Source organism: Collimonas sp. (genome assembly GCF_035566555.1).
Lineage (GTDB): Bacteria > Pseudomonadota > Gammaproteobacteria > Burkholderiales > Burkholderiaceae_D > Collimonas.
This window is the reverse complement of the sequence record NZ_DATMRB010000196.1, coordinates 1-13,386: the sequence shown is the minus strand read 5'-3', so window position 1 is coordinate 13,386 and position 13,386 is coordinate 1. Positions and strand designations below refer to the sequence as shown.

Genomic DNA, 13,386 nt, shown 5'->3' with positions numbered 1-13,386 from the left:
CCACCGCGACGACATCATGGAAACCTTCTTCCTCAACATGTTCTTCGGCGGCAAGCTGAAGAGCATGCCGGCCAAGCTGCAGTCGGACGACGGCAAGCAGATCGTGATCCGGCCGCTGGCCTACGTCAAGGAAGCCGACCTGATCCGCTACGCCGAGGTCAAGCAGTTCCCGATCATTCCCTGCGACCTGTGCGGCAGCCAGGAAAACCTGCAGCGCAAGCAGATCAAGGGCATGCTGCGCGAATGGGAAAAGAAATTCCCTGGCCGGGTCGACAACGTTTTCGCTTCCCTGTCGACGGTGGCGCCATCGCACCTGATGGACCGCAATCTGTTCGGCTTCACCGGCCTCAAGGCCAGCGGCATCGCCGATCCCAACGGCGATATCGCATTCGACGACGATCCCTGCTCCACGCCCACCGGCGCCACGGTCTCCAGCATCATTCCGCTGCAGGCAGTGGTGCAGTCCGGTGCACAGTTGAGCGCGCAGTTGGACGCGCGGTTGGACGCGCAGTTAGACGATTAAGCAACAGTATTGCATTCTCCGCCAGAGCTATATAATCAAAGCGGACGAGCGGCGCAGACAGCTAATTCGTCGCCGCTTCGTCTGCAACCAATCAGGAGAAGCTCAATGGCAGGGTCCTATGTACTCAAGAAGTCTGTGGATGGACAGTTTTACTTCCTGCTCTACTCTGACAACGGCGAAGTGGTGCTCAACAGCGAGATGTATGTCGCCAAGGCATCCGCCGAAAACGGCATCGCCTCGGTGCAGAGCAACAGCACCCAGGACGACCGCTACAGCCGCAACCAGGCTTCCAACGGCCGCTTCTATTTCAACCTGAAAGCCGCCAACCACCAGGTCATCGGCAGCAGCCAGATGTACAGCACCACCAGCGCGCGCGACGCCGGCATCCACGCTGTCAAGAAAAACGGCCCCAATACCAATATTAAAGACGAAGCCTGATCCGGCGGCAATCCGCCGCCGGAAATCCGCGGAATCCTTGCCGGGCCTGCCTGGCCGGCCTGCGCACGGATAAATTGCAAGTATTTGTAATGCCTGTATTCATTCCGTACGGCAAAACGTTCTAATACGCGGGATCTTTATTTTCGGAGACAAAAATGAACCGCCGTCGTTTTCAACGTTATCTGGTATTGTCCGCCGTCGCAGCCGCCACGGTGTCGCTGGCAGGCTGCGTGGTCGAACCGCCGCGCACCCGCGTCGAATACCGTGAAGTAAAAGTAGTACAGGCGCCGCCGGCGCCGCTGGTGGAAGTGGTGCCGCCAGCTCCTTACCCCGATTCCTACTGGATCGGCGGCCACTGGAAGTGGGAAAACAACCGCTACGTCTGGAACAACGGCCATTGGGAGCAATCGCGCCCGAACATGGTTTTCCAGCATGCTTACTGGAGCAACGACGGTGGCCAATGGAATTTCCATCCGGGCCGCTGGGTGCAGATCAACAACACCTACAACACCACGCCGATCGTGATCAACGTCGCGCCGCCGCCGCCACGGGTGGAAATCATGACGCCGGCGCCTAGCCCGGACCACGTCTGGATCGGCGGCTACTGGCGCTGGAACAACGGCCGCCACGACTGGGTCAACGGTCATTGGGAAGCCCGTCGCGACGGTTACTTCTGGGCGCCCGGCCATTGGGTCCGCAACGGCAACGGCTGGACCTTTTCGGGCGGCTTCTGGCAACATTATTAACGTTGCCAATAGCGTCCTGACGCAGCCGTTGGCTCTCTGGGGCCAACGGCTTTCTTGCGCGATCAAAACCGGTGCTGGATGCCGCTGCTGATTGTATTGGACAAATTCCCCGCTTTGTTGGCATTCAGCTGCTCCCGGGCATACGAGGCGTACAGTTTGGTGCGCTTGCTCGCGTGATAGATGTAGCCGGCCTGGAAGTTCGACCCCTTGCCGCGCACATCGCTTTGCGTATCTCGCTTCATGTAATTCACCACCACTTGCTGCCGTCCTGCCCTGAACGGCAATGCAAACCCCAGCAGCCAATAATCCACCGCTCCGCGCGCGCCCAAAGTGGCGCGGTAGCGATCCCTGCCATACAAGGCCGATACCTTGGCCACGCCAAAATCGTAAGACCCAACCAGTTGCCATTTCTGTCCGAACTCGTTCTCTTGCGGCGCCCCGCTGCGATGGTTGCGGCCATAGCCGATGCCGCCAGAGAGCGCCTTCGATTCATAGTTGAAGCCCACATCTGTCGCCTTCACATCGCCTTCCTGCGACACCTTGGCCGCGCCATCGCTCGGATCGGGCTGATGGTAACGCACCCGCAAGCTGAAACCATTGAACACCGGGCTCATGTAGCCGACCGCATTGCTGGTGCGGTTGCGCACATTCAGCCAGCGCGTGCCGATCGCCGTGGCGCCGGCGTCGTGCACCACAAAGGTCACGTTCCTGGTGACTTGCGAATACAGCGGGGAGCCGCTTTCCTGCGCCGAATCCAGGCGCCCTAGCGCCAGCACGCCGAAGCCGCCGCGCAAGCCGACATAGGCGTTGCGAAAAAGCGGATCGACCGCCTGACCGGTATCGGCGCTGAAGCCGGCTTCCAGGCCGAACAAGGCGGTCATGCCAGCGCCCACGGATTCGCGGCCGCTGATACCCAAACGTGATGCGTTGTCGACGATCTTCATCGCGTTGCCGCCATTGCCGTTGACGCTGTCCATGCTCAGGTCGACGCGGCCGTAGACCTGCACCCGCTCGTCGATTTCGGCAAAAGCAGCGCCCGCCGGAACGGTGGCTGCAGCTGCCAGCAGCCCATTCATCAGTATTCTTTTCATTGCCTTGCTCCCGGATTGCTCTCCGCACCGAGCTGCCTCTGCGTCGCTGTGCCTGGCTGCAAACCGTGCCGCGCTTGCAGTGCTTCGACTGCCAGCTGCGGCCGCGTCGTCAAGCGGTACAGGGGCAGGTAAGCCGGATTGCCGTTCTCGGCTACAGGCGCCTGCAGCAAGCGGTTCGATACATAGCTGCTCTGCGATTCCGGCTCCAGCGCGGCGGCAGCCAGATTGGCCAGAGGCTGGTCAAGCGGCACGTAATACCAGCCGGCTGCGATCGTCAATGGCACAGGCTCGAGCTGGGTAGTCACCCGGATCACGTCGCCGGCGGCGCCAGTCGATCCCGTCACATCCTGTTTGCGTCCGGCGGACTGCGAGGTCAGACGATAGGCTTGCACGCCTTGTTCCGGCGCCATCTGCAATCTCTCGGCCACCAGATATACACTCACGCCGAGCGTTTGCAGACGTTCGGCCGCGCGCTGTTCCGAAGCCGGCATGAGATAGGCATAGGGACGCGGACGCTGCAGCCTCGGCTGGATCTCCAGGGCAGACTTCCAATCGACTTCGATGGCTTTTGGCTGGCCACTTTGCGCATCCAGCATGGCCAGCGTGTGGCGGCCGGGCGTCGCCACGCCAATCACATTCAGTACGCCCTGCCCCGCGCCGACGGCCACCTCCTGGCGTAGCTGCCGGTTCAGTGCCAGCACCTGCGGCGCCTGGCTGGCCGTGGTCCGCACTATCGATTCAATCGCGGTCAGGTGGGTATACACGCGCCGTTTGAAATGCGCCTTGCCGATGCCGACACCGCGCGTTTCCAGTAAAAAGGAAAAGGCGTTGCGCAAGCCGGCGATGTTGCGGCCGGTATCCGGACCGACGCCGCCCATCGCCACCGTCTTGTCATCCGTGCTCACGCTGGTGGTGTAATACCAGGAATGGCTCAGCGCACGGCGATCGAACTCCTGCAGCATTGGTTGGCGAAACAGCGATTCCGCTGCCGCTGCCTGCGCCGGCGGCAGATTCGCCACAGTAGCGAACTGAATCAGGCCATCATATTTTTGCAGCGCGCCGAATTTTTCCACCCAGCGGCCGCCGACGCTGAACTCATGGCTGTCGAGCACCACTTCCGGCTGATAGGCATTGAACACCTGCGCCAGCGCCTGTCCTTCCGGCGTCGCCAGCATCAGATGGTCGCGGTTGACGTCTCGTCCGTCCGCCAGGCCGCGCAGGAAGGCGGCACTGCCGTCAGGATTGGCCCGCGGCACGATCAGGATATTCACGTGCGCGAGGATATCTCCCAGTGCGCCGCGGGCAAGCATGCTGGCAAATGCCAGCGCCGCTTCGCCACCAGCCGGCTCATTGCCATGCTGCGAACCGATCAGCAGCACCGTCGGCTTGCCGTTTTTCATCAGTTCGGCGCCGCTGGCCGAGGGCGGTTCGGCAAACGCCAGCAGCGGAATCGCCCGCCCCTGCTGTGATAAGCCGAGCTGGCGCACGCGCATCGCCGGCGTTTGCGCGGCCAGCTTTTGAACAAAGGCCAGCATTTCCTGCTGCGATGTGAAATCGGTTTTGCCGGCAGCAAATGCCGGCGACTCTATGACGACGTCCGGATCCGGATACTGACTGGCGACGGCGTCAATCTCGACCAGCACCTTGGCCGGATCATATTGCGCGTTGGCAGGCGGCGGCAAAGCTGCCGCCAGTAGCAGCGCCACGGCACAAACAGATACGGCGCGACGGGCGGGGCGCGCACCAGGAAATAGCAAGGGGAAAACGATGGACATACAAGTCTCCTATTGTTGACGATTGAATTATTATTATTAAAAAATCAACAATAGAATATCAAATAATTAACTCTTCGTCGTCAAAATACGCCCTCATGCTAAAATTTTCCCTTGCGGTTTTATCCAAACCTTCTCTTTTCGGTTGTTCAGACTTCTCAGCGGAGAAAGAGGATGCGGCTATCGCGCATGGCTTGCCAAGAGCTAGGGTGGGCACGCTTTTGTGCCCACGCGGATACCAATACAGCGTGGGCACAAAAGCGTGCCCACCCTACACATAAAATTTTTTACACCTATAGAAAAGTCTGATGAATCCTCTTTTCCTTATTCGCAAAGTGTCTCTATGAACATCGTCATCCTCGCCGCTGGCATGGGCAAACGCATGCAGTCGGCGCTGCCGAAAGTGCTGCATCCATTAGCTGGGAAATCATTGCTGGAGCATGTGGTCGATACCGCGCGCAGCTTGTCGCCAACCCGGCTGTGCATCATCTACGGCCATGGCGGCGATGCCGTCCTGAAGCAGATCAACGGCGCCGACCTGAAGTTCGCCAAGCAGGAACCGCAGCTCGGCACCGGCCACGCAGTGGCTCAGGCCGTGCCGCAACTGGATGACACTGTATCGACGCTGGTGCTGTACGGCGACGTGCCGCTCACCTCCGGCGCCACGCTGCAACGCCTGGTCGACGCCGCCGGCGCCGACAAGCTGGCGATCCTGACAGTGCAGCTGCCGGACCCGAGCGGCTACGGCCGCATCGTCCGCGAGCATGACAAGATCGTCCGCATCGTCGAGCAGAAAGACGCCAGCGCCGCCGAGCGCGCCATCACCGAATGCAACACCGGCATCATGGTGGCGCCGACCCGCCAGCTCAAAGAGTGGCTGGCCAACCTCTCCAACAACAACGCTCAGGGCGAATACTATTTAACCGACATCGTCGCCAGCGCCGTCGCCGCCGGCACGCCGGTGGTATCGGCCCAGCCCGATGCCGTCTGGGAAACCCTGGGCGTCAACAGCAAGGTGCAGCTGGCGGAACTGGAACGGACACATCAACGCAGCATTGCCGAACGTTTACTGGAACAAGGCGTCACCTTGCTTGATCCGTCCAGGCTGGACGTGCGCGGCGCGCTCAGCTGCGGCCGCGACGTCAGCATTGATGTCGGCTGCATCTTCGAAGGCGATGTCCGCATCGAAGACGGCGCCGTGATCGGCGCCCATTGCGTCATCAAGAATGCCAGCATCGGCCGCGGCGCCAACATCAAACCCTTCTGCCATATCGAAGATGCGGTGGTCGGCGCTGCGTCGCAGATCGGCCCGTATGCGCGCCTGCGCCCTGGCACCGAACTGGGCGAGGACGTCCACATCGGCAATTTCGTTGAAGTCAAGAACAGCCAGATCGCCGCGCACAGCAAGGCCAACCACCTGGCCTACGTCGGCGACGCCACGGTCGGTTCGCGCGTCAACATCGGCGCCGGCACCATCACCTGCAACTATGACGGCGCCAACAAATTCCGCACCATCATCGAAGACGACGCCTTTATCGGCAGCGACAGCCAGCTGGTGGCGCCGGTGCGCGTCGGCAAAGGCGCCACGCTCGGCGCCGGCACCACGCTGACCAAGGATGCGCCGGAAGGCAAGCTGACCGTCTCGCGTGCGCGCCAGGTCACCATCGACAACTGGCAGCGGCCGGTGAAGACCAAGAAGTAAAGCAACGACTGCGGTAAATCAGCAGGCCATGGATAGTCCCGGCGACAGCCGGCGCTATCCATTTTTTTTACACCGCCAGCCGGGTCTCGAACTTGCTGCGGTGGATAGAGAAATAAGTACGCACGTTGCGCACATTCTTTTGCGCGGCAAACAGCTGGTGCGCCAGCGCGTGGTAAGCCGCCATGTCCGCCACCTGCACCACCAGCACGAAATCCGGTCCCGGCGAGACCCGGTAGCATTGCAGCAGCAGCGGCTCGGCCGCCGCCAGCGCCTCAAACTCCACCAGCCGCTCGTCGGCCTGGTTGTCCAACGTAACTTCGACGATTGCGGTCAATCCGGCGCCAACCTTGTCCGGCGCCACGATCGCCACCTGCCGCAGGATGATGCCGGCATCGGTCAAGCGCTTGACGCGCCGCAGGCAGGTCGGCGCCGAGGCATGCACCTGCTGCGCCAGCTGGTGGTTGGTTTGCGCGGCATCGGCCTGCAAGGCATTCAGAATTCGCTTGTCCAGCTCGTCGAGGATGATTTCCATATGGGAACGTGCAATTTGTTGAATATGTGTGACTATATATGAAATATTATTTCACCATATTTATATTATGAAATATTTGACGATGTTATTGCTCATATAGATCATTTATTTCACAGCCGCTCGCCTAAGATACGCCTATTCTTGAATTTCACCTTATTGATGAGGAAAAGACCATGTGCGGTATCGTCGCAGCAGTTGCTCAGATTAATGTCACTCCTATCCTGCTGGAAGGGCTGAAACGGCTCGAGTACCGCGGCTACGATTCCTGCGGCGTCGCCTTGCATATCGACGGCAAGCTGCAGCGCTCGCGCAGCACCTCGCGCGTGGCCGACCTCGAAAGCCAGATGGAAAAGGCGCAGTTGTCCGGCTTTACCGGCATCGCCCACACCCGCTGGGCCACCCACGGCGCGCCGGCCACCCACAACGCCCACCCGCATTTCTCGCGCGACCGCATCGCCCTGGTCCACAACGGCATCATCGAAAACCACGACGAACTGCGCGCCGAACTGCAAGCAGCCGGCTACCACTTCGAAAGCCAGACCGACACCGAAGTGATCGCCCACCTGGTTGATCACATGTATAGCGGCGACCTGTTCGCCACCGTGCAGCAGGCCGTCAAACGCCTGACCGGCGCCTATGCAATCGCCGTGTTCTGCGTCGACGAACCGCATCGCGTGGTCGCCGCGCGCCAGGGCTCGCCGCTGATCGTCGGCGTCGGCCAGGGCCAGAATTTCGTCGCCTCCGACGCCATGGCGCTGGCCGGCACCACCGACCAGATCATCTACCTGGAAGAAGGCGACGTGGTCGACCTGCAATTGCAACGCGTCTGGATCGTCGACGCCGCCGGCAAGTCCGTCGAGCGCGAAGTGAAAACCGTGCACGCCTACAGCAGCGCAGTCGAACTCGGCCCTTACCAGCACTACATGCAAAAGGAAATCTTCGAACAGCCGCGCGCCATCGCCGACACCCTGGAAGGCGTCACCGGCATCATGCCGGAACTGTTCGGCGACGGCGCCTTCAAGGTCTTCGAGCAGATCGACTCGGTCCTGATCCTGGCCTGCGGCACCAGCTACTACGCCGGCCTGACAGCAAAATACTGGATCGAATCTGTCGCCAAGATCCCAGTCAACGTCGAGATCGCCAGCGAATACCGCTATCGCGACAGCGTGCCGAATCCGAACTCGCTGGTAGTCACCATTTCACAAAGCGGCGAAACCGCCGACACCCTGGCCGCGCTCAAACACGCCCGCTCACTCGGCATGCTGCACACGCTGACCATCTGCAACGTCGCCACCAGCGCCATGGTGCGCGAATGCGCGCTGGCCTACATCACCCGCGCCGGCGTCGAAGTCGGCGTCGCCTCGACCAAAGCCTTCACCACCCAGCTGGCCGCACTGTTCCTGCTGACCCTGGCGCTGGCGCAAAGCAAAGGCCGACTCAGCGACGAAGAGGAAGCCGCCCACCTGAAGGCCATGCGCCACCTGCCCGCGGCACTGCAAAGCGTGCTGGCGCTGGAGCCGCACATCGTGGCCTGGGCCGAAGCCTTCGCGCGCAAGGAAAACGCCCTGTTTCTGGGTCGCGGCATCCACTACCCAATCGCCCTGGAAGGCGCCTTGAAGCTCAAGGAAATCACCTACATCCACGCCGAAGCCTACGCCGCCGGCGAACTCAAGCACGGTCCGCTGGCGCTGGTGACGGAAGAAATGCCGGTGGTCACTGTGGCGCCCAACGATGCATTGATCGAAAAGCTGAAATCGAACATGCAGGAAGTGCGCGCACGCGGCGGCCAGCTCTATGTGTTTGCCGATGCCGATTCGCACATCAAGTCAAGCGAAGGCGTGCACGTGATCCGCTTGCCGGAAAACTATGGTTTGCTGTCGCCGATTTTGCATGTGGTGCCGTTGCAGCTGCTGTCGTATCACACGGCGTTGGCGCGGGGGACGGATGTTGACAAGCCTCGGAATTTGGCTAAGTCGGTTACTGTCGAATAGGGTACGCCAACAGCTTCGACCATGTTGTTCCTTACAATTAAAGTCGAAAACAGGTCATTAAAGTCGAAAACATTGGTGGCCCTTCAGAACAAAGATGCTAACTACTGGAAAACGCCCATTAGTTGGGGATGCGACTAGGCTATTAGTTTTGGATACAAACTGGGAACAAGGCTGGAAACACTTCTGCTGTAGGGTGTACCAGCTGGTTCGCGCTAACCTTTCCTGGTGGCGTTAACCTCGGCTCATGAATGGGCACCTAATGCGTGTTGCGACAAGCAGCAAGCGCCGCCATCACATGGTCAAGCAGGTTCCTTGAGCGGCTGCAATGCGGCTGCGGAAATTGATGTTGACGGGATTGGCCTGCCTCAGATGTAATGCTGAACGGCGGGTTCAATTCACATAGCTGCCGTTCGCCGATTCAAATAGCAAACACTTTGGCGTCACATTTTTTTGAATGGCCGGTTTCTAAACTTTGAGAGACCGGACCCGACCCATTGCTGTCCTTCGTCACTACCGGTAAGCGGTCACTCAGGTTTGTCAAAAGCATTATTTCAAATTTAATGCAATAAGTGAAAATCCTCCGTCAATCGTTTTAATCATTATCCTGTTCGACTTCGATGACGTACCTATTGGCCAACCATCGACCCTTCCAATTATGTGACCAGTCCCGATGTCGACAATTTCGAAAAACGTTTGGCGTCGTACGTAGCTCAAGGCGGCATATTTTCCATCAGCAAATAACTTTATATTCGCATTATCTGCAGAAAATCCAGTTTTGTCGGCATCCACGTTTCCTCGAATGTTCCATTTTTCTTCGCCTTGGGTCGTATAGGCACGAACAAAGGTTATTTGTTGTGAGCCCATGAACGCGCCGCCGAAAGCGGTGATGAGTAGCTGATAGGCGTCGGAAAATGCAACCGAACTTCCTGTGGACTCTGTGTTCTGCCACACGGAATTCCGGCTAGGAAAGTTGACTAAGTTCTCTATCTGACCATTTTCAAACGAGAGGGATTGCAACCGTGCGCCGTTGTCACCGATATACACTAGTTTTCTTGGCGGCCCATTTCTAGGCAAAAGGACCCCCGCGTGCTTTAGCGGAGCTAATGCAAGGCTAGACTGTGTTGTTGTATTAAATACTGTAGTGTTAGCTCCGCCATATGGTCTAAGGATGAAAGCTTTTCGGTCATTGGTAGAGTCGACCACTTCGCAATCATCGCCACGTGCAGGCACGCTGTTAATATTATCGGCATCGCATTTCTCAAACGGTGAAGCGCCGTTTGCTACTCCCACGTTGCAAAGCGGGCTGCGAATACTAATGATATTTGTGCAGATTAAATTGTTTGGAATGATTTCTTGGCGCATCGCAGCGTCAAAAAAACCAGTTGCTCCTAATCTAGTAACGCGTGCGTCGCTGTCATGCCATGCCAATATAGATTCGTCCGCGCACTCCAATACAACTGATGAACCATCATCTGATAGCATTGCCCTTTCGCCCGGAAACGCAGAACCGTACGTAGGTTTCCGAACTGGGCAGTCATGAAAATTCGCAATTGTTGTTACTGCTGATGCCTGTAGTGCCAAGACCTCAGGATTGGCTTCCGAGAAGTAGGCCGCGAGACATAAGACGATTACTCCACTTGCAACGTTTTTAAAGGTGGTGTATCTCATTTTAAAAAGCCTTTGCGGCAGGTTCACTCATCAATTGACCGGACACTTCTGGCAGTTTTACGCAAATTGAGTATCGGACGCCAATGGCAGGTATTGGCCGAACTCAGACAATGACGCGTGACTGTATCGGCTTTTGAAAAGTCATTTCTCTAGCAATCGTAAATGCATACACAGTGGCTTATCCCTTACATTTTTGATCTGTTGGAATCTGCCGGACCCCTTCTGCGGGCGCCCCCGTTACTTCATCAATAATTTGTACGGCGCAGTGCATCCCGTTTCCTGATTGTGTCGCGCGATAAGTTCGACCGGCACTTGGAACAATCTCAAATTCTACAGAACATTTACTGTCGCAAAGAGGGGCTCCGCAGCTATACGTCGGGCCCGATAGTTTGCTCAATGTCCTGACAACGAGATATTTTTTTTCGTCCGCTTTCAACTGAATTTTCTTTTCGCCAGCGTACATCGCTGTAAAATTTCCGAGAGACTCCCCTGGAGGTTTCGAGCATTGCGCATCTGAATAATACAGCCATGAAGACATTGTGAGGTGTGGGTGATTCGTGACGATATGAAGTGTGGTCTGTGCAGCATCTTTTTGAGGCTCCACGTAGGGGCTTGCACAGCCTCCCAGGAGCAATGCCAATAAAACTGGACTTAATATCGCGGCCATAGTCGTCATATGATTACCAAATGGTTGTTGTAAACAAGGGTTAAATGGGGTTTTATTTTTGCCTTGTTGACGAGCTGATGAGGGGGACTTAATTAAGTGGTGAGGATCGAGATATGTTGCCATATAGAAATCATTAGAACAACATTAATTTTATTAAATTCTCGACTACTCGGATAAAGGGAAATAGATTTGCGCAGCTGGATGCGTAAAAGTATGTCTGCTTTCGAATCGTGACATTGGCCGTCTTCTTGTGGCCGATTGTACGCGTTCAGCATTATGGCAGAAAGCGGCCATGCGGCTTCGTGCGAAACGACTGCCGCATGACCGGCATAAACAGTGCTTGCTAGATCTCTGTCTGTTCTGAAATTTCCAGAGCGTCGTCTACTTCAATACCCAGGTAACGAACTGTGCTTTCCAGTTTCGTGTGGCCAAGCAAAAGCTGGACGGCACGTAGATTTTTTGTCCGCCTGTAGATCAATGTCGCTTTGGTTCGTCGCATGGTGTGCGTGCCATAGATTGTTGAGTCGAGACCGATAGCTGAAATCCACCGATGCACGATCCGAGCATACTGCCGTGTTGAAACATGGGGGGACTTCTTGAGACGGCTCGGAAATAGGTACTGCGCCGGCTTTAGGTTCGCCTTATCGATCCAGGCCGCAATTGCGGTTCTGGTTGGTTCTGTCAGCTCAAATTGCACTGTCCGTTGAGTCTTTCGCTGCACGACCATTGTCCGGTTTAAAATCTGATTGCCGTGCGTGACATCGCGAACACTCAGATTGACGAGATCGCAACCGCGCAACTTGCTGTCGATTGCAAGGTTGAACATCGCCAGGTCTCGAATCTGCTGGCTGTTTTGGAGGTGGATTCGGATTGCCCAGATATCCTTTGGCTTGAGTGGCGGCTTTTGCCCGATCAGCTTGCCTTTGTTCCAGGGTTCCCCAGTGTGAGTTGATTCCATGTCAAACTCCTTCGTGGTTGGTCGAAGTCTGATTGTGTTACTTTGGCTACGTCAGCATGCCACCTCGGGGAGCGAATCACTTGATGGCCGCTTTCTGGATTAACGCCGAATGCGTACAATCGGCCAGGAACGGTCGCTGACGAATTCAGCCCAAAGCGGACATCTGGACGCCATCGTCGTATGCTAGCGACCCATCAATCGAGCGATACGCGAGCTTGAAAGCAGCTGCTATAGACTATTTCTTACTTCAAAACTCCCAGGTATAAAAAAGCTCATTGTTGGGAGTGGGCAGACTCAGGAAAATACATGAAAAAAAATATCGGAATACTACTTTCAAAATTGGTATTGCTCTGCACTGTTCTCGCGTCATGCACATCTTCTCAAGTACTAACCTCTCAAGCTCCTCCGTATCCTGAGGAGGCGTTACGCTATGGGTTAGAAGGTGATGTAGTTGTCGAGTACTATCTTAACAACGAAGGGCGTGCAGAAAATGTTCGGGTTACGAAAAGTAGCGGGTGGAAAATATTAGACGACGCGACCGTAGCATCAACAAGAAATTTGCACTTTCCCGTTGGTTCAGGAAATGACGCTCCGGCAAAGACACATAAGATCAAAACTTCTTGGAAATTGAATAACGTTCAAGCTTCGTCTCCTTCATATATCATTACTGGCAGCTGCGCCAAATCCGAGCGATTTATCGACTTTAGAAATTCGAAGGAAGGAGACGGATTGTTGGCCCGCTTTCTAACAGGTGTTGATGGCCGGCCTTTTGGAATTAAGATTGAGGATAGCGCGGTTGATCAAGTCACGATAGATTCTGCAGTGGCATTTATTCAAAACTGCAGCTTCACACCGAGCATAAATTTGCATGATGGGCACATTGTCGTCGGAAGTGGCTTTGCTCGACTCATCCCTAGGCCATAGAGAAAAGAAAAACGTACACCAATTGGGCAGTTATCGTCGAGTGGAGATATAACGGTCACGTCATTGATGGCTCAGCGATTTTGCTAGTAAATATCCAGTCGGGAGAAGTTGTCAATTTGGCGGATGGCTGCACTCGGCCAAGAGCTGCCTGTCGACAATATCGCCGTTAGCTGTCATTCGTGTTTCTCAGGTTGTCCATTGATTGCCGACAATGCAATCTTCACCTACACTTAGTGCTATATGGACTGGTGCCAAAGGTGTCCGTCTTTCCTGGATTTTTATGTTTCCTGTTAAATCGGCCGATCTGCACGAACGCCAATCCCCTTGCGGCTTTGCCGCCGGTCGGCGTCCGTGCATAAAGGCTCGCCGCTGTG

Annotated in this window: 11 protein-coding genes and 1 pseudogene; 6 read left to right on the top strand and 6 right to left on the bottom strand. The window is 56.4% G+C overall.

The genetic code is table 11. The features are described from left to right. The 3 genes and pseudogenes from VNZ65_RS24680 to VNZ65_RS24670 all read left to right on the top strand — a co-directional run. Positions 1–523 (top strand): annotated as a pseudogene (locus tag VNZ65_RS24680) (hypothetical protein); the annotation flags it as partial. A 105-nt stretch (positions 524–628) separates the two neighbouring features. Further along, complete coding sequence (locus tag VNZ65_RS24675; protein ID WP_061936316.1) at positions 629–961, top strand: YegP family protein; 333 nt, start codon at positions 629–631, stop codon at positions 959–961. A 155-nt stretch (positions 962–1,116) separates the two neighbouring features. Next, entirely contained in the window at positions 1,117–1,707 is a 591-nt protein-coding gene (locus VNZ65_RS24670; RefSeq protein WP_325673838.1) for a hypothetical protein, read from the top strand. Between the two features lie 62 nt (positions 1,708–1,769). Here VNZ65_RS24670 and VNZ65_RS24665 read toward each other — a convergent pair whose 3' ends face one another. Both VNZ65_RS24665 and VNZ65_RS24660 read right to left on the bottom strand, forming a co-directional pair. Next, positions 1,770–2,798, bottom strand: a complete 1,029-nt coding sequence (locus VNZ65_RS24665; RefSeq protein ID WP_325673836.1) for a porin — start codon at positions 2,796–2,798, stop codon at positions 1,770–1,772. Next, positions 2,795–4,573 (bottom strand): M14 family metallopeptidase, encoded by a 1,779-nt coding sequence (locus tag VNZ65_RS24660; RefSeq protein ID WP_325673834.1) that lies wholly within the window; start codon positions 4,571–4,573, stop codon positions 2,795–2,797. The genes VNZ65_RS24665 and VNZ65_RS24660 overlap by 4 nt, the downstream gene beginning before the upstream one ends. Positions 4,574–4,913: 340 nt before the next feature. Here VNZ65_RS24660 and glmU point away from each other — a divergent pair, with 340 nt between their 5' ends. Further along, on the top strand, positions 4,914–6,272 hold the full coding sequence (glmU, locus tag VNZ65_RS24655; protein ID WP_325673832.1) for a bifunctional UDP-N-acetylglucosamine diphosphorylase/glucosamine-1-phosphate N-acetyltransferase GlmU: 1,359 nt from the start codon (positions 4,914–4,916) through the stop codon (positions 6,270–6,272). 67 nt (positions 6,273–6,339) lie between these two features. Here the strand turns inward: glmU and VNZ65_RS24650 are convergent, their stop codons facing one another. Continuing rightward, a complete protein-coding gene (locus VNZ65_RS24650) occupies positions 6,340–6,804 on the bottom strand; it encodes an Lrp/AsnC family transcriptional regulator (protein ID WP_325673823.1) in 465 nt (154 codons plus the stop codon). Between the two features lie 173 nt (positions 6,805–6,977). Here VNZ65_RS24650 and glmS point away from each other — a divergent pair, with 173 nt between their 5' ends. Then, complete coding sequence (glmS, locus tag VNZ65_RS24645; RefSeq protein ID WP_325673821.1) at positions 6,978–8,795, top strand: glutamine--fructose-6-phosphate transaminase (isomerizing); 1,818 nt, start codon at positions 6,978–6,980, stop codon at positions 8,793–8,795. Between the two features lie 546 nt (positions 8,796–9,341). Here the strand turns inward: glmS and VNZ65_RS24640 are convergent. The 3 genes from VNZ65_RS24640 to VNZ65_RS24630 form a co-directional block, all read right to left on the bottom strand. After that, positions 9,342–10,463, bottom strand: a complete 1,122-nt coding sequence (locus VNZ65_RS24640) for a hypothetical protein (protein WP_325673819.1) — start codon at positions 10,461–10,463, stop codon at positions 9,342–9,344. A gap of 178 nt (positions 10,464–10,641) precedes the next feature. Beyond that, positions 10,642–11,253 (bottom strand): hypothetical protein, encoded by a 612-nt coding sequence (locus VNZ65_RS24635; RefSeq protein WP_325673817.1) that lies wholly within the window; start codon positions 11,251–11,253, stop codon positions 10,642–10,644. 220 nt (positions 11,254–11,473) lie between these two features. Next, on the bottom strand, positions 11,474–12,088 hold the full coding sequence (locus tag VNZ65_RS24630; RefSeq protein WP_325673815.1) for a tyrosine-type recombinase/integrase: 615 nt from the start codon (positions 12,086–12,088) through the stop codon (positions 11,474–11,476). Between the two features lie 306 nt (positions 12,089–12,394). On the opposite strand from VNZ65_RS24630, the gene VNZ65_RS24625 reads away from it, so the two are divergent. Continuing rightward, entirely contained in the window at positions 12,395–13,012 is a 618-nt protein-coding gene (locus VNZ65_RS24625) for an energy transducer TonB (protein ID WP_325673813.1), read from the top strand. Positions 13,013–13,386 lie beyond the last annotated feature (374 nt).

Bases quoted from the DNA above. Each gene is read 5' to 3' on its own strand.
- glmU (WP_325673832.1), top strand. From the start codon at position 4,914: ATGAACATCGTCATCCTCGCCGCTGGCATGGGCAAACGCATGCAGTCG.
- VNZ65_RS24670 (WP_325673838.1), top strand. From the start codon at position 1,117: ATGAACCGCCGTCGTTTTCAACGTTATCTGGTATTGTCCGCCGTCGCA.
- VNZ65_RS24625 (WP_325673813.1), top strand. From the start codon at position 12,395: ATGAAAAAAAATATCGGAATACTACTTTCAAAATTGGTATTGCTCTGC.
- VNZ65_RS24665 (WP_325673836.1), bottom strand. From the start codon at position 2,798: ATGAAAAGAATACTGATGAATGGGCTGCTGGCAGCTGCAGCCACCGTT.
- VNZ65_RS24675 (WP_061936316.1), top strand. From the start codon at position 629: ATGGCAGGGTCCTATGTACTCAAGAAGTCTGTGGATGGACAGTTTTAC.
- VNZ65_RS24650 (WP_325673823.1), bottom strand. From the start codon at position 6,804: ATGGAAATCATCCTCGACGAGCTGGACAAGCGAATTCTGAATGCCTTG.
- VNZ65_RS24660 (WP_325673834.1), bottom strand. From the start codon at position 4,573: ATGTCCATCGTTTTCCCCTTGCTATTTCCTGGTGCGCGCCCCGCCCGT.
- VNZ65_RS24635 (WP_325673817.1), bottom strand. From the start codon at position 11,253: ATGGCAACATATCTCGATCCTCACCACTTAATTAAGTCCCCCTCATCA.
- VNZ65_RS24640 (WP_325673819.1), bottom strand. From the start codon at position 10,463: ATGAGATACACCACCTTTAAAAACGTTGCAAGTGGAGTAATCGTCTTA.
- VNZ65_RS24630 (WP_325673815.1), bottom strand. From the start codon at position 12,088: ATGGAATCAACTCACACTGGGGAACCCTGGAACAAAGGCAAGCTGATC.
- glmS (WP_325673821.1), top strand. From the start codon at position 6,978: ATGTGCGGTATCGTCGCAGCAGTTGCTCAGATTAATGTCACTCCTATC.